The 22,055-nt window shown below is 61.0% G+C and carries 14 protein-coding genes; 5 read left to right on the plus strand and 9 right to left on the minus strand.

Annotation, left to right across the window (positions count from 1 at the left end; genetic code table 11):
- Positions 1–46: 46 nt before the first annotated feature.
- The 3 genes from MESS2_RS14670 (at position 47) to MESS2_RS14680 (ending at position 4,604) form a co-directional block, all read left to right on the plus strand.
- Positions 47–1,204, plus strand: coding sequence for a mandelate racemase/muconate lactonizing enzyme family protein (locus tag MESS2_RS14670; RefSeq protein ID WP_008875135.1), 1,158 nt, complete (start codon positions 47–49; stop codon positions 1,202–1,204).
- 494 nt (positions 1,205–1,698) lie between these two features.
- Positions 1,699–4,251 carry a caspase family protein gene (locus tag MESS2_RS14675; RefSeq protein WP_008875137.1) on the plus strand — a complete coding sequence of 851 codons (2,553 nt, stop codon included), beginning with the start codon at positions 1,699–1,701 and terminating at the stop codon, positions 4,249–4,251.
- A 23-nt stretch (positions 4,252–4,274) separates the two neighbouring features.
- A complete protein-coding gene (locus tag MESS2_RS14680) occupies positions 4,275–4,604 on the plus strand; it encodes a hypothetical protein (protein ID WP_244440002.1) in 330 nt (109 codons plus the stop codon).
- A gap of 193 nt (positions 4,605–4,797) precedes the next feature.
- Here MESS2_RS14680 and MESS2_RS14685 read toward each other — a convergent pair whose 3' ends face one another.
- Positions 4,798–5,352, minus strand: coding sequence for a DUF6931 family protein (locus MESS2_RS14685; RefSeq protein WP_008875141.1), 555 nt, complete (start codon positions 5,350–5,352; stop codon positions 4,798–4,800).
- A gap of 167 nt (positions 5,353–5,519) precedes the next feature.
- On the opposite strand from MESS2_RS14685, the gene MESS2_RS14690 reads away from it, so the two are divergent.
- On the plus strand, positions 5,520–6,074 hold the full coding sequence (locus tag MESS2_RS14690) for an OmpA family protein (protein WP_244439998.1): 555 nt from the start codon (positions 5,520–5,522) through the stop codon (positions 6,072–6,074).
- Positions 6,075–6,187: 113 nt separating this feature from the next.
- Here the strand turns inward: MESS2_RS14690 and MESS2_RS32750 are convergent, their stop codons facing one another.
- The 8 genes from MESS2_RS32750 to tagH all read right to left on the minus strand — a co-directional run bounded on the left by MESS2_RS32750 (position 6,188) and on the right by tagH (position 19,474).
- Entirely contained in the window at positions 6,188–6,406 is a 219-nt protein-coding gene (locus MESS2_RS32750) for a hypothetical protein (RefSeq protein WP_167332442.1), read from the minus strand.
- A gap of 220 nt (positions 6,407–6,626) precedes the next feature.
- Complete coding sequence (locus MESS2_RS14695; protein ID WP_008875145.1) at positions 6,627–8,957, minus strand: M23 family metallopeptidase; 2,331 nt, start codon at positions 8,955–8,957, stop codon at positions 6,627–6,629.
- Complete coding sequence (locus tag MESS2_RS14700; protein ID WP_008875146.1) at positions 8,954–9,460, minus strand: DUF1036 domain-containing protein; 507 nt, start codon at positions 9,458–9,460, stop codon at positions 8,954–8,956. The genes MESS2_RS14695 and MESS2_RS14700 overlap by 4 nt, the downstream gene beginning before the upstream one ends.
- Before the next feature lie 11 nt (positions 9,461–9,471).
- The gene (locus tag MESS2_RS14705; RefSeq protein WP_008875147.1) at positions 9,472–12,009 is read right to left on the minus strand and encodes a serine/threonine-protein kinase; all 2,538 of its coding nucleotides are present in this window, start codon (positions 12,007–12,009) and stop codon (positions 9,472–9,474) included.
- A 5-nt stretch (positions 12,010–12,014) separates the two neighbouring features.
- Positions 12,015–12,779, minus strand: coding sequence for a PP2C family protein-serine/threonine phosphatase (locus MESS2_RS14710; protein ID WP_008875148.1), 765 nt, complete (start codon positions 12,777–12,779; stop codon positions 12,015–12,017).
- Positions 12,780–12,938: 159 nt separating this feature from the next.
- Positions 12,939–16,496: a type VI secretion system membrane subunit TssM gene (gene tssM, locus MESS2_RS14715; RefSeq protein ID WP_008875150.1), complete on the minus strand. Its 3,558-nt coding sequence runs from the start codon at positions 16,494–16,496 to the stop codon at positions 12,939–12,941.
- A 22-nt stretch (positions 16,497–16,518) separates the two neighbouring features.
- The gene (tssL, locus tag MESS2_RS14720; RefSeq protein WP_008875151.1) at positions 16,519–18,036 is read right to left on the minus strand and encodes a type VI secretion system protein TssL, long form; all 1,518 of its coding nucleotides are present in this window, start codon (positions 18,034–18,036) and stop codon (positions 16,519–16,521) included.
- Positions 18,037–18,385: 349 nt separating this feature from the next.
- Positions 18,386–19,474, minus strand: a complete 1,089-nt coding sequence (tagH, locus tag MESS2_RS14725; RefSeq protein WP_008875152.1) for a type VI secretion system-associated FHA domain protein TagH — start codon at positions 19,472–19,474, stop codon at positions 18,386–18,388.
- 253 nt (positions 19,475–19,727) lie between these two features.
- Here tagH and MESS2_RS14730 point away from each other — a divergent pair, with 253 nt between their 5' ends.
- On the plus strand, positions 19,728–22,055 hold the full coding sequence (locus tag MESS2_RS14730; RefSeq protein ID WP_008875153.1) for a type VI secretion system Vgr family protein: 2,328 nt from the start codon (positions 19,728–19,730) through the stop codon (positions 22,053–22,055).

Raw genomic sequence — 22,055 nt, forward strand, 5'->3', positions numbered from 1 at the left:
GAGAGTGCCTTCCCGGCACATGCAACGTCGGGAAAGGAGGGAAGTCGTGCTTCAGGATGTTTATGTCCAACAGGACAACACTGTCGTCGAGACCAGGATCAAGATCGCTCGTATCCAGGCGCACAAGCTCGCCAATATCCCGATCACGCCGCCGCCCTATCGCGACAAGCCGAACAAGGAAGGCGCGCTGCTTCTCCAGGTCGAGACCAATGACGGCCTCGTCGGTTGGGCGACCAGCGGCTACACCCACCACGTCGCCATCGATCTGATCAACAAATACATCGCGCCGAAAATCGTCGGTGAGAACCCGATGCGCACCGAACGCATTCCCCTGCTGTTCGACCGCGCCAGCTTCGAACGGCCGCTGGGCAGGACTCTGATCTCCGCGCTGGCGATGATCGACATCGCGCTCTGGGATATCAAGGGCAAGATGCTCGGCCAGCCGGTGCATCACCTGCTGGGCGGTGCGCGCGACAAGGTACCGGTCTATGTCACGCACGGCGCCGCCTACGACAACGCTCCGGTCTATTCGCCGGAGGAACTGGCCGCGGAGGCGGCCCACCTCGTCAAGCTCGGCAACAACCATCTCAAGAACACCGTCGGCCGTCAGCCGATCCCCGATCCGAAGGATGACTACATACGCATGAGGGCGATGCGGGAGGCCGTCGGCCCGAACGTTAAGCTCGCCATGGACGGCAATCTGCGCATGACCCTGGCCCAGGCGGTGGAACTGTGCAAGCGATGCGAGGAGCTCGACATCAGCTTCGTCGAGGAGCCGCTTTACTACAACGATCCGAGGCTGCTGCGCGAGCTGCGCTCGAAAACGATCATCCCGGTCGCTGCGGCGGAAAACGAGAAGTTCTCCGCACGCGACCTGATCCTCGCCGACGCGGTCGACTACATCCAGCCCAATGTCAACAATGACGGCGGCTATTCGGCGGCCATTCGTACCGCCGCCCTTGCCAAGCTCTTCCATATCCCACTCTCGCACGGCAACGGCAATGGCCCGCATAACATCGCGCTGCATGCCGGCCTGTCGAACGGCGGATTGGTCGAATACCACTTTCACAAGTGGATGGCCTACAACGCGATATTCAAAAGCGTCCCGCAGCCCGAGAACGGGTACCTTACCGTGTCACAGGAGCCGGGGCTGGGCCTCGAGCCGAAGGATGGCCTGATCGAGGAATTCTCAGTGCAGATGTAGAGCGTTCGGGCGCAGGCTTAATAAAGTAGATTGGCTAAACGGGGCAGGCGAGCGAATGCTGCCTGCCCCGCCATCGGTGAGCCGCATACACCGCACCCTGAAGGTCGAAAACCACCCGTCCGGCCGGCCGCAAACAGCCTCCAGCAACAGGTCAGATTCGTTGCCTTCATAGCCGAATTCAACGCCGAATGTCCGCATGAGTCGCTCGCCATGAGCCATCCGACAGCGCCGTTTAATTAACCATAACATCGTTCCAGCAGCCCGCCCCAGCGCAACCACGGGTTCGAGTAGCCGGATGGCGAGCCTGTGTGACATACATTGCAGACACCCCACCTCTGATGTAATTTAGCAATTGATCAGGTGAGGGCTTGTCCGCTGTCGTGGCGGCTTTTCTCCCGGGTCCTGTCTCGGCAGATTGCATGCTCTCTAACGGACCTTGATACCGCAAGTTGTATTCTTGTGGTCATGAGGTAACAGCGGTTAAGGGATTTGACATGCGCCGACGTTGCGGCTTCGTTGTAGCCTTCATTCTCGCAAGCCTTGCGGCCTTCGACGCGTCCGCGCTCGAACGAAGGGTTGCCTTTGTCATCGGCAATTCCGACTACCGGGAAATCTCGGCCCTCAAGAACCCGGCCAAGGATGTTGTGGCCGTATCCGATATGTTTCGGCAGGCTGGTTTCGAGGTGTTCGTTGCGAGCAATCTGACCAAGCTGCAGTTCGAAGACCAGTTCCGCAACTATCTGGCCGCCGTGGACGGCGCCGATATCGCCGTCCTCTACTATTCCGGTCACGGCTTTCAGATCGGCGGCGAAAATTTCCTCATTCCGGTAGACGCGTCGTTGAAACAGCCGGCCGACGTCGAGGTCCAGGCAATCAAGCTGAACGATGTGCTGCAGCAGATGCGTTCGAAGTCGAAAATCCAGGTGATCATTCTCGATGCCTGCCGCAACAATCCATTCCCGCGCAAGGACTATTGGCTGAGGGATCAGCTTGTTGTCGCGAGCGGCACCGGTCTTGCGCAAGTAAGAAGCTCGCTGAACACGCTGATCGCGTTTGCCACCGCACCCGGTGCGGTTGCCTATGACGGCGCCGGCGACCTCAGTCCTTTTTCGTCAGCGTTTGCTCGTCGCGCTCTGGCCCCCAATCAGGAGATCCACACGGTCATGTCGGCCGTGCGCCGGGATGTGGTTGAAGCTACAAAGGGCTTGCAGGTTCCCTGGGAGAACTCTTCGCTGATCGACGATGTCGTTCTGATGCGTCGCAGCAGCCGCCCATCGCTGCCGCCGGTGCTGGAGAAGGTCGTGCTGTCGGGGGCCGGCCCCATCGATCTGGATCTCGCGGAACCGGTCGAGATCGACGGTGGGACAATCACCGTCAGCATCGAAAGACCGCCCACGCTCGGACGCCTGATGCTGGACGGCAAGGTTGTCAAGGCGGGAGAACAGATCCAGGGCAAGGATCTGCCGCGTTTGCAGATGGATGTCCCCAAGGGAGCCGGCGAGACGGAAGAGATGGATATGCTGGCCTATGCCGCACGCGACAATTGGGGCGGCGAAGCCAGGGGCATGCTGGTGTTCCGGATCAAAAGCGGCGAAGGACCCCAGGGCGAACAGGTGATGGCCTCGCTCGAAGCCGAGCAGAAGCAGCAGGTGCTGGAGCGGGGCATCCATATCACCGGCGCCGCCGAAGCGATCGAAAACCGGGAGATCGACGTTCCGGTCGGCGTCGGCCCGATTCCGCTGAAGCTGAATTTCCCGACACAGGACCCCGCGGTCAGCCTGAAAGTTGCGAGCTATCCGGCAACGGGAACACTCTCCCTGCCGGATCGAATTCTGTCGCCCGACTCGAGCCTGATGGCCGATGAGGTCGACCGGTTGCGCTATGAGCCCCAGATCGGAGCCGGCAAAACGGTCGAGGTCGCCTTCGAAATCCGGGCGGGTAGCGCCGCATCCAAGCCCGCCACGATGAAACTGTCGCCTACCGTCGATCCGTGTGACTCGGCTGCCGGCGAACCACTCGACCTGCAAGGCGTCGTCCCTGGCCTGCTGCCAAATGAAATCGGCGCCGACGCGGTGAAACTCTGCGAGGCCGCGGTCAAGGCATATCCCGATGTCGCCCGCTTCCGCTATGAACTGGGGCGCGCGCTGCTTGCAGCCGGAAAGGTCGACCTGGCCAGGAAAGCCATCCAGCAGGCTGCCGACAGGGGGCACGTGCGCGCCGTTTTCGAACTCGGCTACCTCTTCGCGACCGGAACGGGTGTGGCTGTCGACCGCAAGCAGGCCAACACCTTCTACGCGGCCGCGGCCGACAAGGGCGATCCCTACGGGATGACGTCGTGGGGCCGTGCCTTGTTCAACGGCTACGGCGTCGAGCGCGATACGGCCAGGGGGCTGGACTTGCTGCTCAAGGCGGCGGCGATGGGGCACACCTATGCCATGAACGATCTCGGCGCGATCTTCACCGAAGGCCGCAATGGCGTGACCGCCGATCAGGCTCGCGCCGTTGCTTTCCTGGAGGCTGGCGTGCAGCGGCAGGACATGTATTCGATGAACCTGCTTGCCCGGAACTATCTGTCCGGTGCGGGCGTCGAGAAAAATCCGAAAACGGCGCTGGCCCTGTTTCAGAAAGCCACCGAACTCGGCCAGCCCTACGCTCCGGGCAATCTCGCGCGCATGTATCGCGACGGCGTGGGCGTGGAGCGCAATCCGGCGGAAGCGCAAGGACTGTTTGAGATGGCGGCCATGCGGGGCGACCCGTCCAGTGCATTCGATCGCGCGGTTCTCGAAATGGAAAAGGGCGAAAAGGCCGATCAGGCCACGGCCGTCCGTTTTCTGGCGTTCGCGGCCGCACTGGACACCCGCAACGAGTTGCCGGGAGCCCAGAGGAACCTCGCGAATTTCGGCACGAAGGTGAAAACGACAGCGTTGAAGCAGCTGCGCCAGGAGCTCAGGTCGAAGGTCCCCGCATCGGGTTCGCTGGACAGTCAACTGGTCGGCGCGGCCAGGCGGGTCTGGGAAGAAGCCAACCCGCGTCGGGATGTGTTTTAGTGGGCTAGGAGGCAATCGTGCGCATGACATTCAAGCAAGCAATCGTCGGGACAACGCTGTCCGGGGTCCTGGCGGGGCTCACAGGCTGCACGTCCTTGATACCACCCGAACCGACGCCGCTGGTCGAGACGTCGCCGCCGAAGGTCGTTCGCAGGGTGCCTGTCGAGCAAAGGGTCGTTCGCAGGGCACCTGTTGAGCAAAAGGTCGTCAAGGCCGCTCCCAAACGAGTGGTCAAGAAAAAAGTGATCAAGCCGGTTGAGGAAGAGCCTGTTGCCGCGCCTGTCGTGATCGTTCCTTCTTCGGGCGGCGGCGGGGGGGGCGGCGGGACTGGTGGGGGCGGCTGGGGCGGTTGACCGGGTGAACGTTGAGTGGCAACCGGAAGCGACACCGTATTTTGGGCGCAGTCAAGCGGAGGATGCCCGTACATCAAACGATGTCTCAGTGTCACGCCTGCAACATCCGCCGGGGACGCCCTTCAAGGAGGCGTTGGCCAAATGGCCCAAGGTGGCTGCAAGTAGGGCAAGCCGTCAGTATTCAGACCACGGTCTAGTATGCATCCGCTGATTGGCGCAGCGCCTCGATCTCCGCCATCTGGATGCCCATTTCGACAAACGCGGAAAGAACCGAAAAGCGGTCCGCCAATGCAACACGCGCCAGTCCAGCCAGAACTCCCGCATTGACTGCATGGGCGGCAGGAAATGATTGCAAATGCGATGGCGCGCCGCGCCATCCTGCAGCCAGGGCAATCCAGGCAGCTGGCGTTGTTGGCGGCATTGCCGCAGCTTTGCTTACTTCCGTGCCATGGTGAGGACTATCTGGTTGGCTGACCCAGTCCTGAACAAGCGCGAGCAACTCCTGATCCCCGCTGTCGAGCAGGTCGGTCAGGTGGGTCAGGCACTCATGGGCCCACCAGACCGCGGCCCGCTCGGGAAGGAGATAGGCACAGAACGTAATCGCCTCCTCGGGCACCCGTCCCGCAAGGAGGGCGCGGCAGAACTCGATTGAAGGCTGTTCGGTTGGAGGTGCTATCATGTCCCCGGCAACAGCGGGGCAGGCCATGAAAAGATCCCATGCCGTTTTGAATCGAAGCTCATTGGCCATGGCCGCCACGCTTTCACTTAGGGAACAATGCACTGAAGCCCCGGACGGGGCGCGGGTCAAGCCTCAGTCCAGGGCATGGTGGCAACCGCCGTTCATCGCCCATATGCTCAACGTTTATGACAGACAATTGCTTCGCAATTTGGTATAGTCCGGGCTGGCGAAATCGGATGCTCAAAACAGGAGTAACCGTTGTGCGGTTGTGGGGTTCAGCCTTCGTGTTGGCGGTAGCGCTTTCTTCGACACATGCTTCCGCTGATCCACTTCAGAAATCAGAAGACATCGTGAAATTTTTTGCCGGGGCGAGCGAACTCGGCCCGTCGCGTGGGGTTTGTGTCGGCACCGAAGACGAGTGCAGCAGCAAGAAGAAAGAAGCGCCTGCCGAAAAATCCAGCCTCGATATGCTGATCAATTTCGGCCTGGATTCCGCGGAACTCGACACGACTGCGCGCGCCGAACTCGACGAGTTCGCCAAGGCGCTCAAGGACAGCCGGCTGAGCACGCTGAGTTTTCTCGTGGAAGGCTACACCGACGCTTCCGGTTCGGCTCGCTACAACGAGGGACTGTCGGAACGAAGAGCCCAATCGGTGACGGCCTTCCTGATGTCCAACGGCGTCGACGCCGCCCGCATCAAAGCGATCGGCCTGGGCGAAACGCGTCCACGCAACCCCGACCCCTACGATCCGGTCAACCGCCGGGTGGAAATGCGGATAAGCACTGAGTAGCTGGAAAGCCGGTGCGCCAAAGCCTCGGCTCGGATGTCGAACAGGCTTGAAACGGAGCTAAAGCGCGTCGCGTTTGACCGGCCTCATGTGACTTTTGCGCGAACATGCGTTAGTCAGTTGTTGTTGAGCACGCCACCCACCGCTACGCCGGTGCCGAAAATCAGCGCCTTGGTCGGGAAGTCGTTGTTGTCGTGCGGCGGCGGGGGCATCCCGCCGAACCACCTCGCGGTTGCGCTTTTTCTGCACGACCTGCTGTTGTTTGCGGGGGCTTCCGTGCCACCGGCTTTTGTGTGAGCGCCAAACAGTCTCAGAAAGACAGCAAATGCTTTCATGGACCAACCTTCCGCCCTTGGGAGCGGACTATTGATGTCTGCGCATGCTAATTTAATCAGCGACATGACATAGTCGCCTCTGCCCAAATGGCTCTTGGGCGTATGCGATCTGACCACAGTTTGGTTCACAAAGGCCCCGAAAAAAGTTGGCCACAATCACACTTGGCAGCAGGAACACCAATGGTCCAACGGCGAAATTCGCACGCCGCGAGACGCAGGTTCAAAGGCTATTCTGAATCGAGCTTATGAGGGCGGTGATTGCCTGCTTGTACTTTTCGAACTCCGGCGATGTCTGGCGGACTTCCGTCGTCGTGGTTGTCTGTTGGCCTACATCGGTTGTCGGCGGGCTCAGCTTTCGCCCCATTTTTCTTTCGGCCCAGCTCACGACATAGCTGGCGGTCTTGCCGGTGAGAAACGGGTTGGCTTGAATGACGGCCGACCCGAGCACGGCGCTCAATTGCGCCGAACCCGGCGCCGACAACACTTGGTGCGCGCCTTCCATTCCCAGGAAATGGCAGAGATAGAGCCGGCCGGCTGTGATCTGGTGGCCGCGCGCCCGAAGATAGGCTTCGCCTTCGCGCGCCAGATTGCTCACCATCTCGCGCGAGATCGTGGCGTCATAACGCAGAGCCAGCAGGTCGGCGGTCGACAATGTCCGCGCAAGTTCGGGGCGGTATGTGTTCATCATCCTGATCCAGGTCTTTGTTATGAACTGACCGGCGCCGGTGGCTGAGGAATTGGGGTTCTTGGCGCGGGCGCTGCCGCCACTTTCGACATGAACGATACGGTCGGTCAGCGTTTCGACAGCGGAATCGTCCGTGGCGATTGTGGTAACCGTGCCCAGGGGATTGGCGGCCTCGCCACCCCGATAGAGTTCGAAATGCAGGTGCGGCCCAGTCGAAAGGCCAGTGGTACCGATATAGCCAATGATATCGCCTGCCTTCACCTTCGTGCCGACACCGTCCTTGATCGCGAACTTTTGCATATGCGCATAGCGCGTCTCGCGCGCGTTTCCGTGCGAGATCTTCACCAGATTGCCGTAACCCCCTCCATCGCCCTGAAAGACGATTTCGCCGTCGAAGGCGGCTGCAATCGGCGTACCCAGAGGTGCCGCCCAATCCACACCCTTGTGGATCCGAACGGTTCCGAGGATCGGATGCTTGCGCGGGCCGAAGGTGGACGTCATGACCCCGTTGACCGGCGTGACCATACCGTTGGTGACCGTCAGCGAGCGAACCTGATCGTCGCCGCTAACGCATGCAAACTGGCCGTCGCTCTGCTGGAAGACGAAACAGTCGAGGCTCTTTTCGCTACCCTGGATGCCCACGTACAATACCCGTCCGGCAGTCTCTTCCTTGCCACGTGGCCTTTGGGAATAGATCAGGACAAGACGCTGGTCTTCGCTGGCGAAGGCATCCAGATCCTGTCCTCTGGAGAGATACATGATCGCTTCTCCGATCACGCCGGTCGGAACTTTGTTACGTGCCGCCGTCGAATAGATGGCGTCGAGCAGTCGGTATTGCCTCTTGTGCGTGCCTTCCGCTTGTGCGCCCGAGTAGTTGAACAGATCTTCACGGACCCAGGGGTCAACACCAGACACAAACGCACCGGCGGCATTGCGCGCCAGCGTGCCGACAAATGCGTTCTTGGCGTAGATCGAAACCTGCATGAGGGACATGGTTGTCGTCTCGCGCGCCGGCCTGAACCCGCGCATGGCGACGACATAACCCGGCTCAAGGCTTTCCCGACTGAAAAGCGCCTTCAGGGCTTCGCCTGCCAGCTTGGCATCCTCGGCGGAGAAATGCGCATCCAGGGCAACGCTGTCCAAACTGCGGTCGTTGAGGATCTTTACGAACGTGTCTTCCGTAGCCCCGAATCGTTGATATTCGCTCGTGACAATTGCAACGGTTGTGTTGTTTTCGATCTGGGTCTTCTGGAATGCGGGAAGGGCCGCCTCGCCTGCAGCGATTGTTTCGCCCCAGCCGGCTTCGGGGTCATCGGCGTCCGCCTGCGGACCAGAAGCAACCGGAGCCTCGCGTGGAGCGGGTGGCTGAAGATCGCCTTGCAGATCGCTGGATGGCGCCGTCGCGGTCTGTCTTTGTGCCTGGAAGAATGCGAAATCTTCTTGCGTCGACGGGATCGTCGTCATGAATTTTTCGCTGGCGCTAAGCATCACGTCAGACAGAATCTCGATCTGGGGAGAAACTCCGGCCTGATCGAGCTCTGCCGGGCGAGGGATCACTTTTCCCTTCGTTGCGGCGCCGGCGTCGGACGCAAGGGTGATCCACATAGGGTCCCCCGCGAGGTCGATAATGGCGGGCACATAGACCGATGCATCGGCCGGCACATCGTCCGTTCCTTCGACCGCCTGCAACTCCTCGTCTTCATCGCCGAACGACCAATAGTCCGCGGTGAGGTAAAAGCCGGTGGCGATCGACAACAGGGCAATCACGGCAAGGCCGGCAAGGAACCTGCGCCACAGCCTGCGCCTGCGAAGGGCAGCGCGCGCCTGCTTTTTCAGCCTGAAGCTCGTATCGATACTGTGCGTCACGGTTTGCTTCCGGTCAGGAAAAAGGTCCACCGCACCTGTTCGAGCGTATCGACTTCGAGAAATCGCGCGGCGATACGGCCGCGCTGCCAGCATTCATCGATGCCGCGTATCGAGAAGCGCCGCCGGTCGATGCACATTTCGGTCGACCCGGTCAGGATCGCGCGACCAAAAACGTCCGTCGCATAGATGTAGATGTAACGGTTCGTCAGTTCCTCGCGGATGACGTTTACGCATTGATTTGCGCCGATGGTCCACCAGCCGTCGGTCTGGTCCGCATTGTCTACCGTCTGGCCAATGGCGAGATTGACCACGTCGAGTGTCTGATTGCAGACGGTGAATTCGGCACGCGCTTCAGTGGTCGAGAGGAGAGCCAGCAGCGCCGCGCTCGAGATGACCGTAAGCTTGATACAGCCTCTCAGGGCAAGCAGGGCTCGAACCAAGTCACGCGGCTTTTTGGGCTGGACAGCGGGCAGGGAGGAAAAACGCGAGCGGCGGAAGTCCATGGGCGTCCATGCTACCCGCCGAGCCGGAAGTACTGTGCAGTCGCGGAGAATTCAGATCCGCTGGCCTCGATTTCCTCGAGAATTTTGGGCAACAGCACCGAGGCTGGTGTTGGCCCGGAGAACGCCGCAGCCTGAATATCCTGTCGACCTGTGATGACCATTATGATCTGCGGCACGGCCTTGCCGGCCGCCTGGTCGGCGGCGCCGAGACCGGTCGGGATGTTGAAAGTGGCCTTGTCCGATTGCACCACGATACGATCGTCGAGGTTGAATGCCATGCCCTCGTGGTCGATCAGCAGCACGCTGGAAATGAGGCCGCCTTGCGTCACCAGCGTGCCGCTGATTGGCGAACCGCTCGGCACCGACGTTCGATCGAGAACAACCAGCGGCTTGTCGTCCGCTGTCTGGTCCAGAAAGCGCAGAAAGTTGGTGACTTCGCATTGGGCCGGTTCAATGAGGCGGACGCTGATATCCGGTTCGACATGAAATCTTGCCTGGAAATCGTACATCATTCGTTCGAATGGCGGGACCTCCGTTCCAAATCCCTCGATCGCGGCAGCCCTGTCGGTTGCCGAAGTCAACGCCGCATAGAAACAGTCGCCGCCGCTGAAGTCGCGCACCCAGGCGACCCGTTGCGCCATCGCATCGACGGGAGGGGCCGGTGGAACTTCCGGTTTGGGCACATTCAAGGCGACGGTAGCGTCGTCCGGCGGCTTGCCTGCCGGTGGCTGCGGCGCCCGCTCCGCCTTTGGCGCCTGCTCCGCGGCCTTGCGTTCGGCGTCGAGCCTGGCCTTCTTCTCCGACGCGATCCGCTTCGCCTGCTCCGCCTTCTGACGCTCTTCCTCTTCGACTTGTGCCTCCGCCGCCTCTTCGGCGGCCTGTCGCTCCGCTTTGGCCCTGGCTTCGGCATCAGCCTTGGCCTTGGCTTCCTCCGCAGCCTGTTGCTCGGGCTTCTGGCTTTCCACGGCATCGGGCTGGATCGCTGGCGGCGGCGAGGCTTTCTCGGCTGGCGACACAGGCGCGACCTCGGCGGTCGGCGAAACCGCCTGCTGGCTGTCGCCGGTCACCGCATCCGGCTGAATTGCCGGCGGTGGCCTTTCGGGTGGCGTTTGCGTCTCGGCTGCGGACGGCTTCGAGATTTCCTCGATTAGTGGGGGGACTTTGACTGGCTGTGTCGGCTCCGGCTCCTGACTGGCTGCGGCATCGGCCTGGTTTTCAATGGGCGGCGCAGCGCTGTCCGGTTTTGGCTGCTGGGCGGGAATCTGCTTTGCCGGCTCATTGCCAGGCGGGCTCGCAGCACTGTCCGTCGGGGCCGGCCTTGATGCTTCTGGCACCAAAAGCGATGTATCGTCGGCGACCGGCGTGTAAGGTGTCATCAAGCCACTCAGATATATGCCTGCGCCAGACGCCACAGCCAACGCCGCCAAGGCCGCGACCGCGACGGTTCGGGTCTTTGCGGACTTCCCGGTGGCATCAGGCGTGACCGCGCGCGAAGGAGGGGTGACCTTCGAAGGCCGCGGTTCGGACAGATGCGCCGGCCGGACATGTGGGACGAAGCGCTTCTCCTCCGATTTCGCTCCAATTGGCAAGCCGTGCCCCGGGGCTTTGGAGCCGGGCGCGACGGTTCCCCCGGTTCGCGGCAGACCCGTTCGGTCGCGGGGTGTGATGGACGGTGGAGGCGTTGTCTCCTCGCTGTCGTCACGTGTCAGCCTGGCTATGTCCGCCATGCTGGCCGGCCGATCCCGCGGGTCCGGCTGCAGCATGGCTTCGACAATGTCGCGAAAATCGGCATCGATGTCGGACAGGTCCGGAACCGTTCGGCGCTTTTCCACGATCTCGAACTGGGAGCCGCCCATGTCGATCGGTTTTCCGCGCAGTGCGGCGGCCAGCACCAATCCCAGGCTGTAGATGTCGGACTGCTCGCTGACGTCGCCGCCATACAGCCCGAGCTGTTCGGGAGAAACGTAATTGTACTTTCCTGCGAACTTTCCGCCGATCAGGGTCTCTCCGCCGACGGTCGCTGATCGCGCGATGCCGAAGTCGATGATCTTTGCGCGGTCGACCCGGCCTCCTGGCAGGATGATGTTATCCGGGGAGAGGTCGCGGTGTATTGCTCCCGCCTGGTGCACGGCGCTCAAACCGGATGCGAGGCGGTGGCAGAGCTTGCGTACGTCTTCCGTCTGCATCGCGCCACGTCGCATGACGTCGAACAGCGATTCACCGTCAACGAATTCCATGGCAAGGTAGGGCCGGGCGATCCCAGGATCGATCGTGAAGACGTGATAGCGGACGACCGCGTCGTGCGACAGGTGATTGAGGATCGAGGCTTCCTTGCGGAACAGGGACAGGATCGTCTGGTCACGGGCGAACTCGGGCAGGACGATCTTGATCGCGACGTGGTCGCCGGTCTGGATGTTGTGGCCACGGTAGACCTCACCCATGCCACCGAACGCGATCCGCTCGTCAAGTTCGTAGATGCCGCTGAGTTGCGTGCCTACGGCGGTGTTGGCCAGGCCAGGCGATATTCGCGTCTTGTCGTCGGCGCTCATCGGCCTCAAACCTCCGCGGATGGATCAGGATGGGACCCATCACTCCCATCTCCGATCTTCACCAGCACGATCGTGACATTGTCTGTTCCGCCGCGCGCCAGCACCGTTTGCAGCAGGTTTTCGCACGCCGCCTGAGGTGTCGCGGACACCGCTGCTGCCTCGATCTCGGCGTCGGTGACGTGCGCCGTCAGCCCATCGGTGCTCAACACGAAAATGTCCCCAGGCATGATTTCGCCTTGCTGGAAATCGATGACGATCTCGTCGCTGACCCCAACCGCATGCGTGATGACATTGCGGCGCGGCCAGGTGAGCGCTTCGGCCGTGCTGATCACGCCCCTGTCGAGCAGTTCCTGAACTTCGGTGTGGTCCCTCGAAATCTGCGAGATCGAGGCATTGCGGATCAGATAGACGCGGCTGTCGCCCGCCCACAGGCAGGCAAACCGCCCATTCATCGTCAGCAGGGCGGCAACGGTGGAGCCTATGGTTATGCCGCGAGACTCCGAGATCCTTCGGATCTCGGCATTGGCCCGGCTCAAGCGGTCCTCGAAGCGTGCGCGAAGATCCGGTGCGGAACTTGCGATGCCGATCGTTGCCAGATGATCGACGATGCTGGCCGACGCGACTTCTCCGGCATCATGTCCACCCATTCCATCGGCCACCACCCACAGGCCGGTTTCCGGCTCGACCAGATAGCTGTCTTCATTGAGCTCGCGGACACAGCCTCTGTGGCTAACGCCGAAGCTTTCAAAGGGAAGGGCGACATTGTTCAATTTGCCACCAAGCGCTTCGCAAGCGTCCTCTGCGGCACATTTTCCAGCGCTCGCTCGCGCCAGTTTGCCACATGCGCGGATATTAAAGTATCGAAATCAACGTCCGAGCGTCTGTTGCCCATGGACAGTGCCACCATGCTGGAAAGCTCAAAGGCCATCTCAAAAGGCCTTTGGACAGCTGAACCTGGAAAGCGCGGGAAGGAGGAGGGGGTTGGGGTCCGAACCAGCCTGGATCGTATAGGCGACATCGCGTCCGCCAATCACGAAGCGGACTTCAGTGTTGCCGCCAGTGCTGGTGATGGCCGCCTTGTCCAGCAGTCGCTTCAGTGCCCACGGACCGTCGAACTTGATAGCGGACTCACGGCCTGGCATTTCCGGCATGAGGCTCAGGCTGGCGGACGCGGAAGCCGTGCCGCTCGGCCAGGTCACCGTGCTTGGCGCGTTGCCCGCCTGGTTGCTTTGGACGATCTGGCCATCGACGTCGAGTATTGCTGCATCGGCATCGCCATGCAGTGAAACCGGCGTAAAGGTGACGCTCACCGACGGGACAGAACCACCCGAGGGAAAGAAGGCGTTGCGGATTTCCGCGGCCAGCTGGAAGTCTTTCAAGGTCGACTTCGGGAAGTCGCGCCCGAAGCGCGCATCCTGTTTCCAACTCCAGTCCTGGCCGGTCATGTCGATCAGCGATGCGAGATTTTGTGCGAAGAACCGGTCCATCAGCCCGCCTGGAGCGAACAGTTTGGCGAAATCCGCCATTGCAATATCCTCGGTGCCATTGCCGACGAAAGGATAATGTCCGTTGACCGCTTCTTCGCAGGCGCGCGTCACCGTCTGGTCGAGCATCTGGTTCAGATTCGCCACCGAGGTTTCGGCGACGTTGCCCTCAAACTCGTCGGCCGTCGCGCTGATCATCCGCGCGAGTTGCTTGGGCAGACGCGAGGCATTGGCGCGAAGGGTGGATATCTGCAGTTGCAGATTCATGTTGACGCGCTCCGTCTGCGAAGGAACGTCGGCCGCCAGTTGCAGGCTCTGGTATATGTCACGGAAATTCTGCGTCAATGCATCGATGGGGCGGCGTCCGGCAGGACCGTTCACCAGCGTCTGGAATGACCTGAACTGCGCTTCGATGTTTGCCCCGGGATGCTGGTTCTGTGTGCTCGGGGACCCTGCGCCGGCGCGGCTTTGCGATTTGCCTGTGGCAAACTGTATGCCGATGCGGGCCAAACCCTTGGCGATATCGGCAGACTTCTGCGGCTGGTTCTGAACCGCGCTGGATTCTAGTTCGGAGGCTCTGTTGAGCCCGGCTTCACGCGTCAGGGCTGTCTCGTCGGCTATCGCCGTAAAAAGCTGGTCGATCGGCGAGGTTGGTGATGCGGCGGCGGAAAGCGCGATATAGTTCGGCTTGTCTTTCAGCATCGCTTTGAACCTCAATTCATCGAGAACGGCGTTCCACGCCGCGGTGAACTCCTTCCCGTAGCGATCGAGAAGTTCCGGGCCGAGCTTGAGCAATTCCTGATCGATGGCGCCTTGCTCGCCCCCCCCGCCGAGAACCCATTGGTCGTCGACCAGCATCTGCGCAATGCGCGACAGTTGCCCGAGGTAGAATTCATTGAAGCCGGCATAGGTGTAGATACCGGGAACACGAAGATCCGACAGATCGCTGCCGTCGATGCGCTCGAACAGCAACTGCGCTTCCTGGCCACCTTTCGCGGAAACGGAAAAATCGTCCAGCGCCGCCGCATATACAGCCGACTTGATCATTGTGGAGGCGCGATCGGCCAGGCTCATGCGTCCGAGCGAGCGCTGGGCGGATTCGACAAGCGGTCGGTTAAGTTCGAAAACCGGATCATAGGCGTCGTCCAACGCAAGCATGGCGCGCAGATGCTTTTCGAGCTGCGCCCGTCCCTCGCGGTTGTTTTCGCCCGGATACCGGTTTTGCTCCCAATCCTGTCTCATCCAGGAAACGATCAACGCGTCGTCGACCTTCGGCGCCTTGCCGCCAAGCATCAGATAGATTTTCAATGGTTCATAGAGCGCGGCGGGGTCAGCCATCTTGGCCTGGATCGTCCGCTCGGCCTGGATCAGCAGGCGCGCGCGGAATGTTCGCTCCAGCGCTTGCCGGTATGCCGTTTTGGATGCCGAAAGTAGTCTTTCCCGCTGGCTGAGGCCGAACGTTTCCTCGATCGGTGTCGGCAAGTCACCGGTTTCGAACCCTGCCGGCAGATTGCGCAACTGGTCGAGCGGGCCAATGACGTTTTCGAGATCGACATCGGTGACCGTTGTACTTTTCAGTAGCGGGTCCGCTGTCTCGCGATACTGGTTGATCGCCTGCGTGGTGGCGGCGATCAATGACCTGTTGGCTGTGTAGCTCATGGCCAGGGCGCCCAGGGCCACCGCCGCGATCAATGCGATTATGGCAAGGCCGCCATATCTGGCGATCGCCGCACGCCTTTCGGCCGATTTGTCGTATGAAACCCACCCCGCCTCCGCAAAAATGACGCGGGTGAGAAGATCGTGCAAAAAGAAGCTTTTGCCGATACCGGACAGATAGGCCCTGGAACTGCTGCCGAAACTGCGGCCGATTGCGCCCAGCACCTGGTCAATCGGTGTTCCTTCCTGCGTGCCTGACGAAAAATAAAATCCACGCAGGCTGACATTCACCTGGCTGCGGGCCGGATCGAACAGGCTGGCTACGAAAGTGGCAATCCGACCCTTCAGCGCGCCAAATTGCGCCGGAAAGCCAAAGACGGATATGCGCGCGACCGGATCAGCCTCCTCCTGCAGCCGGTCGGGTATCTCTTCCGCTAGCCGTTTTGCCAGTGCCTCGAACTCGGCCGGAGCCTCGCCGACCATGTTCTTGCCGCGATCCGCGGTCTGGAATGTCGCGCCCCATACCTTGCGCCGGCGCGGTTCGTCGAACCCGCCAAAATAATCCATGAATCCGGAGACAAGATCGGCCTTGGTGAAAAGCAGGTAGACTGGAAACTGGACTTTCAGTGTTTCGTATGTCTCTCGCAGCCGGCTGCGTATTTCGACGATATGGGCGTCCAACTGCTGATCGTCGAGGCTGATGAGGTCGGCAAGGCTGATGGCCAGGATGACGCCGTTTATCGGTTGCCTGGTGCGGTATCTCTTGAGCAGCGCCAAAAAGGCAAGCCAGCTCTTTTTGTCGCTCTCGGCATGCGAATCCTGCGTTGCGTAGCGTCCCGCGGTGTCGATCAGCACCGCCTCGTCGGTGAACCACCAGTCGCAGGAGCGTGTGCCGCCGATACCGGCCACCGGCTGGGCGTCACCCGACCCGGCAAGCGGAAATTTCAAGCCCGAATTGACCAGCGCCGTCGTCTTGCCTGCGCCGGGCGGGCCGATGATGATGTACCAGGGGATCTCATAGAGGAAGTTGCGCTTGCCGCTCGACCGCTTCAGCGTCGCAATGGCCTCGTTCATGCGGGCCTCGAGCACCTGCGAGTCGCCATCGCTGTCGTCGTTGCGAACGATTGCCGCCTCGAGCACTTTCTGCGCCTTTCGCATTTGCCAGAAACGGAAGCCGTGGAAGAGCGCCGCGATCGCCAGGGTGACGCCTATGATCGTGGCACGCAGCCAGACGGGGCCGAGCGGGCGGGTGTCGGCGAAGCGGATCAATGGTCCGGCAAACCAGATGGTTGTAGCGAAACCGGCCAGCGCAATGACGCTGGATATCCGCAGCAGCCAACGCGTCATGGGCGCTTCCAGTCGGCCGCGATCACAACGTCTCCTCCTTGGGGATCATCATGTCGACCCGGCGATTCTGAGCGCGGCCCTCCGGCGTCGCATTGTCGGCGATCGGCTCGTCCTCGCCCTTGCCCTCGACCGTAATCCGCGAAGGCTTGCTGAACTGCGGCGCCATCATTGCTTCGACCGCCTTCGCCCGGGCGACGGAAAGGTCGAAGTTGGATTTGAACGCGCTCGATTTTCGCGGCTTCACATTGTCCGTATGGCCGACGATCCTGATCGGTCCGGGCTCAGGTTCCAGCGCGGCCGCGATGTCCGCGGCTATCGGCCCAAATTCCGGCTTTATCTCAGCCCTGCCGGACTGGAACAACAGAATATTGTTGATCTCCACGACGATGAACATGCCCTGCGTGCCGACGGTCAGTCCGCCGCGCGCAACATCCTTGGCCAGTACGGTACGGACGCGATCGATCTGGGTGGCGGTGGCGGTCACAGGCGGGGCGACTTTCACCGGCCCGGCCAGCGGCGCCACGCTGGCGCGTTCGATGGTGACCGGCGTCGATGGATTGAGGGCCAGCAGTTCGCCGGCGACGGCATCGCCCTCGTTGGTGATGAAGACCCGCAACGCGAAGAATGCCGCCGTCAGCAGCGCCGATGTAGCAGCCGCAACGACCCAGAGCGGTAGTCGGGCCGACGACTTCGCCATTGTCGCCGCCATGCCCTGCCAGTGGGGCGAGACCTCTTCGTCGGTGCGCGCCCTGAAGTAGCGGAGCGTCTCATAGACGTCGCGTCGGATGCGTTCGAGATTGGTGTCCTCGCGCGTCAGACCTCGATACTGGCCTTCGAACCCCAACGAAAGGCAAGCATATAGCAGTTCCAGCAAGTCGTAATGTGCCTCCGGTGTGGCCAGCACCTTGTTCAGTGCTTCGAAGAAGCCGGTGCCGGTGGGTTCGACGTGGAAGAACCGCAACAGCATGCTGTGCTGCGCCCAGTCATCACTCTTGGGCCAAGGCAGGTTGCCGATCAGATCGTCAGCGGTTTCGCAAAGGGCGAATTTTGCAATCCGGGCATCCTCTTCGGGTACGCCTGACTTCTCGATTGTGCGGTCGAACTTTTCAATCGTATCGGCGATATGCTCCGCCAGTGGCTCCGCCTGTCTTTCGACTGACAGGAGCCTGAGCTGGCCGAACAGCATCAGCAAGGGCGCGGCCGCGGCGAGGATCGGGTTTGCCGCGGAATATCTGACGCTGTCCACGGCATCGAGCAGGATTTCCTGCTGCATGGCTGGCTTCGGCGCGGCCGCAACCGAGCCAACTCCCGTTGCTGCGCCGGGAGTTGCACCTTGATAAATCACGGTTTCGGATATCCAGCCCGGCGGCGTGTGCCGGCCGACACCAGAATCGAAAACCGTTGAATCCTTGACCCGCGAGTGCTGCTTTCCACCCGGGACGGGTTCCTGAGCAGCTGGCGCCGCTTTTTGCTCGCGCCGTGGGTTGGAGCGAATGACCGTCTTGCCCGCCGGACCGAAAGGATCGTCCTTCGAACTCATCGCCGCTCTTCCATCCACGCGCGATGTCCGTGCATGCGCCGGAAAGGCGCAAAACGGCTCCTGGTCAGGTGCAGGAAACGCTGGCCCTGCTGACGAGGGCAGTGTTCGGAGGAAGGTTGGCTACAAAACGCTATCCCGCCGTAAGATGACATTTGCCGCAGACCCCAGGTCAATCAACCTTACCAGCTTGGCGAACTGTCGTATGTGATCGTAGTCTCAGAAAGTGTCCATTGGAACCGGATGCAGTGCGCCAGGGAGATTTTTCTTCGCCGACTATAGCACTGCACGTTCTTTCGGGTGCGCAAGGATGCACTCGCATCTTCTATGCGCCAGCGTCGGTCTCACCGGTCTATTTTTGCTTGTCGGCCTTGGCATAAGCCTCGCTGAAATAGGACAGGAATATATCCAGCATGCCGTTTTCGTGGGCTTCCTCCATGGTTCGCCATTTCGCGACAAAGGCGTCCCAGGCCAGGCCTTTCTTCGAACTGAACGAGGTAGGCGGTAGCTTTTTGCCGATCGCCTCGGGCGACAAGTCGTCAAGCAGGCGGGAGAGAGCAGCCTGCATGGCTGCGTAGGTGGCGAATTCGTGCGTCTTGAGATCGCGGAATGCGTCTTCGATGCTGTGCCTGGCATCAAGATAGCCGACTCTGCGCCGTGCGAACATGATCTCAAGGATATCGTCGGTTCCCGGGACGAATTTCAAGGGATTGTTGTCCTCGGCACTTATCATCGTCCGGTGTGTGCTCTTGGCCAGTATCTTCGCAGCCGCCCGCGCCTTCAGCAGCAAGGCCAGTTCCTCGACCACGGTCCGCAGCACCGCGCCGATTTCGGCGGCGACTTCATGCTTGTCACGCAATTGAAGCAATTCCGGTGAAATGCCGGCTCCGATCGCGATTTCCCGCAGCACCTCGTCTGCGTCAGGGTGGCGCGGTGCGGCCCCCGCCGAGGGCGGAGGAATGGGCTGCAGCAAGGAAGATGTCGACGCCGACGCCTGCTGCCCGGGCCGCTGCTCCGCCGGACTGAAGAAGGGCTCGTTTTCGAGGCTCGGCGGCCGGCCCGTGGCAACCGGCATTTCCCGTTGCGTCGAACCGCGATTGCCTTGAGCATGGCCTGTCGTCGCGCGCTCGTCGTCAATCGCTACGGAGATGACGTAGCGGCCAATCAGCAGCCGGTCGCCATGACCGAGCCGATGCGGGCCAGCCATGCGCTGGCTCGATCCGTTGATGAAGGTTCCATTGCGCGAGACATCGTGCAGCCAGAACGCGCCCGCGTCGTACCGGATCTCGCAGTGCCGTCCGGAGACGAATTTGTCCGGGTCGGACAAGGTCCAGTCACAAGCCTCGCGTCCGATTTCGAAGCCGCGATCACGGGTTGCATAGCCAGTCGAGATGCCAGCGGGCAGGGCGTCGACATTGTTGATTTGCAGCCTGATGAACATCCAAAATCGCCGTCGATCTTCGATCGATAAGCCACCATTCTAGCAGCTTGCAAGTATAACAGGACAGCAGCGTTTCAAGTCCATGAAATCGATAAGGCAAGGTTCAGCTGCCGCTCGTTCTTTTTTGGTCGGCGGGAAAACCTGTGGTAGGCTCAGCATGGCCTGGTGTGGCGTTCCTGAAGGTGATGCTGATCACATAGCAGGAACTTCAAATCCGCCACACTGGCGGCCGCGTCCAGGAGGGGCACGACCCATGCCGAACGAACGTGCTACGGTTGTGCAGACACCGGTTGGCGCCGAGTTGTTGACCTTCACCCATCTTGTCGGGCGCGATGAGATCAGTCGTTGTCTGGCCTATACTGTCGGGTTCGTCAGCAGCAGCCCCGATATCGACCCGCTCAAGATGCTGGGCGGGGCTGTCTCGATCGAAGGGGAATCCGATCCGAAACGCTGGTTCAGCGGCCTGATCTCGGAATTCCGGCTCACCCGGATCGAGGACAGGCTGGCCTATTACGAAGCGGTCATCAGGCCATGGCTCTGGTTCCTCGGCAACACGACCGACTGCCGCATTTTCCAGAACATGAGCGTCATCGAAATCGTCGAGGAGGTTTTCTCGAAATACAGCACGGCAAAATTCGAGAAGCGCTTGCAAGGGTCTTATCCGCCGCGCGAATACTGCGTCCAGTACGACGAGACCGATCTCGATTTCGTGCAGCGGCTGCTCGAGCACGAAGGCATCCTGTATTTCTTCGAGCACGACGAGGGCAAGCACACACTTGTGCTCGCCGATGCGATGAGCAAGCTGAAGCCTGCGCCGGGTTACGAAAAGGTGCCTTATCACTTTGAAGGGCAGGGCTCGCGGCGCGATGTCGAATACATCACCGAATGGATTCCGGGCAGTTCGGTGCGGCCGGGCGCCTATGTCCACACCGACTATGATTTCGAGAAGCCGGGCGCCGACCTGATGGCCAAATCCGCCCAGCCGTTCGGCCACAAATTGGCGGCAGGCGAGAATTACCGCCAACCGGGTGCGCATCTTGAAGTCGGTCGCGGCGACAGCCTGGCCGCGATACGGCGCGAGGAAATCCAGGCCGTGCACCAGCGCATCGCCGCTGTCGGAACCGTGCGTGGGCTGTATTCGGGCTGCACGTTCAAGCTGGACGGCTTTCCGCGCGAAGACCAGAACCAGGAGTATCTGGTGGTCAGCGCCGAATACCGGCTGTTCGATCCGGGCTACAGGGCCCTTGCCGACGTCGGCAGCGAGAACTTCAAGGTGATCCTGGGTGTCGCGCCGACTGCCTTGCCCTATCGTCCGCCGCGGATTACGCCCCGGCCGATCATGCGCGGCCCCCAGACGGCGACGGTGGTCGGTCCCTCCGGCGAGGAGATATTCACCGACAAATATGCCCGGGTGAAGGTGCAGTTCCACTGGGACCGTCTGGGCAAGAAGGACCAGAACAGCTCCTGTTTCGTGCGGGTCTCGCAGACCTGGGCCGGCAGCGGCTGGGGGTTCATCCAGATACCGCGCATCGGCCAGGAGGTCATCATCGATTTCATTGAAGGCGACCCGGATCTGCCGATCATCACCGGCAGGGTCTACAACGCCTCGCAGATGCCGCCCTACGGGCTGCCGGGCAGCGCCACGCAATCCGGCTGGAAGTCGGACTCCTCCAAAGGCGGCGGCGGCTACAACGAATTGATGTTCGAGGACAAGGCCGGCTCCGAACTGGTCAATTTCCAGGCGCAGAAGGATCATAACCTTCTGATCAAGAACGACCGCACCAAGCTGGTCCAGCACGACCAGTCGGATCGCATAGACCACGACGCCAAGCACTCCGTCGGCCACAACCTCGACGAGGACGTCGGCAACAACAAGACGGTCAAGGTCGGCGTCGACCAGACCACGGACATCGGCTCGAACGATACCGAGACGGTGGGTGTAGATCGCTCGCTGACGGTGGGCTCGAACGAAACCATCAATGTTGGGTCAAACTCCACCGAGACAATCGGCATAGCGCATACGCAAACTGTCGGCGCCGTCCAGACGGTGACCGTTGGCGCGGCTCGGGTCGATTCGGTCGGCGCATCCGAGACCCGGACCGTGGGTGGCCTGCAAGCGAATACAATCGGTGCGACACGGTCGGTTACTGTAGGGGCGGCGCAGAGCCACGATATCGGGGCGGCGGACAATTGGCAGGTTGCTGCGGATCAGAGCGTCCAGATTGGTGGTGGTCAGACGGTCAAGATTGCCAAGGACCAGGACACGACAATCGACGCGGGCCGATTAGCCAAAATCGCCAAGGACGACCAGACCGAAGTTGGTGGAAACAGTGCGGCGAAGATCGCGAAGAATGGTGTGGAAGACATCGGCGAGGACAAAACAATCAAGGTCGGAAAAAACCTCACCATTCAGGCAGGCGATAGCATTCTGATCAAATGCGGGGCGGCAGGCATCGCGCTGAAGAAGGACGGGACGATCACCATCGAGGGCAAGGACATCACCGTTACCGGATCAGGCGAAATCGGCATAACTGCCTCGAAGAAGATCGTCATGAAGGGCAGTAAGATCCATCAGAACTAG

This window comes from Mesorhizobium metallidurans STM 2683 (assembly GCF_000350085.1).
Lineage (GTDB): Bacteria > Pseudomonadota > Alphaproteobacteria > Rhizobiales > Rhizobiaceae > Mesorhizobium > Mesorhizobium metallidurans.

Excerpts from the sequence above, each read along its gene's own strand:
- MESS2_RS14680 (WP_244440002.1), top strand. The coding sequence starts at position 4,275 with ATGACATTCAAGCAAGCAATCGTCGGGACAACGCTGTCCGGGGTCCTG.
- tssL (WP_008875151.1), bottom strand. The coding sequence starts at position 18,036 with ATGAGTTCGAAGGACGATCCTTTCGGTCCGGCGGGCAAGACGGTCATT.
- MESS2_RS14700 (WP_008875146.1), bottom strand. The coding sequence starts at position 9,460 with ATGGACTTCCGCCGCTCGCGTTTTTCCTCCCTGCCCGCTGTCCAGCCC.
- tssM (WP_008875150.1), bottom strand. The coding sequence starts at position 16,496 with ATGACGCGTTGGCTGCTGCGGATATCCAGCGTCATTGCGCTGGCCGGT.
- MESS2_RS14730 (WP_008875153.1), top strand. The coding sequence starts at position 19,728 with ATGCCGAACGAACGTGCTACGGTTGTGCAGACACCGGTTGGCGCCGAG.
- tagH (WP_008875152.1), bottom strand. The coding sequence starts at position 19,474 with ATGTTCATCAGGCTGCAAATCAACAATGTCGACGCCCTGCCCGCTGGC.
- MESS2_RS14675 (WP_008875137.1), top strand. The coding sequence starts at position 1,699 with ATGCGCCGACGTTGCGGCTTCGTTGTAGCCTTCATTCTCGCAAGCCTT.
- MESS2_RS32750 (WP_167332442.1), bottom strand. The coding sequence starts at position 6,406 with ATGAAAGCATTTGCTGTCTTTCTGAGACTGTTTGGCGCTCACACAAAA.
- MESS2_RS14690 (WP_244439998.1), top strand. The coding sequence starts at position 5,520 with ATGCTCAAAACAGGAGTAACCGTTGTGCGGTTGTGGGGTTCAGCCTTC.
- MESS2_RS14685 (WP_008875141.1), bottom strand. The coding sequence starts at position 5,352 with ATGGCCAATGAGCTTCGATTCAAAACGGCATGGGATCTTTTCATGGCC.
- MESS2_RS14705 (WP_008875147.1), bottom strand. The coding sequence starts at position 12,009 with ATGAGCGCCGACGACAAGACGCGAATATCGCCTGGCCTGGCCAACACC.